This window comes from Streptomyces sp. NPDC001056 (genome assembly GCF_053598955.1).
This window is the reverse complement of record NZ_JBSFLI010000084.1, coordinates 1-2,860: the sequence shown is the minus strand read 5'-3', so window position 1 is coordinate 2,860 and position 2,860 is coordinate 1. Positions and strand designations below refer to the sequence as shown.

2 protein-coding genes and 1 pseudogene are annotated in these 2,860 nt (G+C 64.4%); 1 reads left to right on the top strand and 2 read right to left on the bottom strand.

What is annotated here, in order from left to right:
- Nucleotides 1-333: 333 nt before the first annotated feature.
- On the bottom strand, nucleotides 334-591 hold the full coding sequence (locus ACWDD7_RS37465; protein WP_450460688.1) for a replication initiation protein, RepL2: 258 nt from the start codon (nucleotides 589-591) through the stop codon (nucleotides 334-336).
- Nucleotides 592-642: 51 nt separating this feature from the next.
- Nucleotides 643-1,075: pseudogene (locus ACWDD7_RS37460) on the bottom strand (MarR family transcriptional regulator).
- Between the two features lie 33 nt (nucleotides 1,076-1,108).
- On the opposite strand from ACWDD7_RS37460, the gene ACWDD7_RS37455 reads away from it, so the two are divergent.
- On the top strand, nucleotides 1,109-1,780 hold the full coding sequence (locus ACWDD7_RS37455) for a hypothetical protein (RefSeq protein WP_450460687.1): 672 nt from the start codon (nucleotides 1,109-1,111) through the stop codon (nucleotides 1,778-1,780).
- Nucleotides 1,781-2,860 lie beyond the last annotated feature (1,080 nt).

Below are 2,860 nucleotides of genomic sequence, written 5' to 3'. Positions count from 1 at the left end.
ATAGGAATCCTCACCGAAGCCGAGCCCGGCACCTTCAGCAGGAAGTAGTAACCAAGCCCGGAACGGACATCAACTCACGAACCGACCACTCAGGGGTGTTCCTGGTTGCTCGAGGCTCCGGGCGCTGGTGCTCCGGTGCCCCAGCTGCGCGCCTTGTTGCTTGATCACCTTCGTCAGACTCAGTGCTCGACGTCGGAGAAGGTCTGGCCAAACGCCTGATGAGCCTGCTCTGACCGGAACACAGAGGGCTCATGTACGTGAGGTCAATGAGCACCGATCCTGAGGTCGGTACTCATTGACCTCACGTACATGAGCCCTGGTCCTCGGAGCCGCTCAGGTCGCTCGGCGCAGGGGTACGACGACGTCATCGCCGGTGCTCTTCGTACTGAGCCGGTAGTAGCTGATGTGCGCAAGTCGCTCGGACTCTTCAAGCCAGCCAGCCTCCACGACCTGGCGCCGGGTGCGGGAGAACACAGTCGGGGACATGCCGACGAGCTCGGCGAGCTTGGCGCCGGTCTCGATGACTGCGCCCGCCCGGTCCGCGGGGTGCATGGCGTAGAGCATGACGATCAGGCGCTGGTTGGCGGTCATGCCGGCGGTGCGGTGCAGGACGTCCAGGAGCTTGTGCTTGTCGTCGTTGTTTCACTGGGCCTCCCACAGCAAAGGGGTCGTGTTGTCGAAGCCGGGGATGTCCGGCGGGTTGCACGTCTTGATCGCTTCCCGTTGCTCGATCCCAGTCCCGTGGAAGGCAATGTACGGGCTGATCCGGTAGAGCCGGTAGTTGCCGATACGTCCGCGCTCGATCAGAATGCGCAGCTTGAGAAGCTTCCGGTTGATTTTTCCGACGGCGTCAGCGGATGTCCGCGCCGGTTGCTCTCAACGGTGCCATGCCCTGGGGAGAGACCCCGATCCACCACAGGACCATGTACTTCTGGCTCGGGGTGAATTCCTTGCTCTCAGTGATCGCCTCGACCCTGGCCTTGTCAACCTGGATGTGCTCGCCAGAGAAGGCATAGGGCGCATAGGGGATGGCCTCGGCTGAGTCGCGAGGTCTGCCGCTGGGCGAACGCGCAATCTGTTGTCAGTGGCGTGCGTTTGGATAGGCCGCATGACTGTTCACGACGTTGCCGAGGCTCTTCCTGACATCCCGACGCTGCGGGACCGGTGTCGGTCGATAGCCATGCTGGAGACTGTGCTGAACCCTGACGGTGAGCGCTACTACTCATTCAGCCGGGCCTGGTCCGAGACGGAGGAGATCGCCTCCATGCGTAACGGCTCGGGGGACGAGTTCGACGTCATCTTCTCTCCGGCCGACGCGTATGTTCGAGGCTTCGACCACGAGTCGGCGATGAGCCCATATGTCGACGACGCGCCCTGGCCAGGCGTAGTGGACTCGGTCCCCGAGGTGTTCCGCAGCTGCGTCGAAGAGCCGTCCTTCACAGACGACGGAATGCCCAGGGTGACGGCCTGCATATGGCGTGAGGAGGGAAGCGAGCACTGGCAGGCCGGAGAGATCGACTTCCCTGAAGACAACGCCGACCCTGACGGCTCGGGTTGGCTGTTCCACCTGCTGGTCGACCCATCACCGGAGGCATTCCAGAAGTTCGCGGAGGACTACTACGAGATCCCGGTCGACATCCACGCGGTGCGCCACGTATATGCCCTTCGCCCGCTGACCCAAGAGGTGGTCACCGCTTTGAACGACAAGGCATCCCTGGCGGGCATTGCCGACGCAGCCGCCGCGATCGGCTATGCCATCACAACGGGCTCGGCTCCCTGACCTGAACCTGCTGGGAATGCTGCGCGGGTGCGGAGCGCGCCGGTCAGAGCTCCTTGAGAGACTTCGTCGTGTCCTCTGACAGCGAAGTTGGACTGGTCAGGCGGTGGCCGCGAGCTTTTCCTTCTTGCGCCGGTAGGCGCGTTTTGCTCGGCAGGAGTTTGAGCAGGTCAGTCGGATCTGCCCAGTGGAACCCCAGGTGAGAGGCCCACCGCAGACGACGCAGCAGTCCGGTTGGATGCCCCGAGGGATGTCCGCGGCCGGCTGGGGCAGGGGTGGAAGGCCCCGATCGATACGTCGGTTGATGTAGGCCCAGCGGGCGCAGCGCTTCGAGCAGGAGACCTTGTTGGTGGGGCCGGAGATGAGCGGCGCCTCACATGCCTGGCAGTTCTTGGCCCGGGTCTGGGGCGGGTGAGCTGCGTGCATCCGCCTGCGGTAGGTGGCTTGTCGGCATGCCGGTGAACAGTACTGGCGTGGCTGCCGATGATAGGACAGCCCGTTGCCGCACCCTTGGCAGTTGGTGATCCGTGTGAGTTTCAGCGGCTTTGGGTGCCGCTTGCGGTAGCCCTTCTGACGGCAAGCCTGGGAGCATCGCCGCCGCTTCGTGGGGCGGTCCCCGATCGGCAGGTGCTTGCCGCACTCGACGCACTGCTTCCGTTCGAGGACCTCCTGTAGGAGGACCGGGTCGCGCCGGTGATCCGGGCCAGGCGCTCCCAGGACGGGGCGGCCTTCTTGGAGTCGGGGTCGCGTAGGTAGGCGCGCAGATAGCTGGGTCTGAGGAAGTTCGCGGTGGCCAGACGCTCGATGAACGTGGTGCGTCCCTCGCCTGCTCGGGGGCGGGGCTGGATGGGGAGCTGTCTGATTGGGGTGGTGCTGCGGGGCGTCGCGGTCACCATGTGTGCCTCGCGTAGGTCAGCAGCCGGGGGACTGGACGGCGACGTCGAGCGGGACGGCCTCCAGACTGTCCTGGGCGATCTGTTCGGTGCCGCTGAGTGGTCGGTTCGTGAGTTGATGTCCGTTCCGGGCTTGGTTACTACTTCCTGCTGAAGGTGCCGGGCTCGGCTTCGGTGAGGATTCCTATTG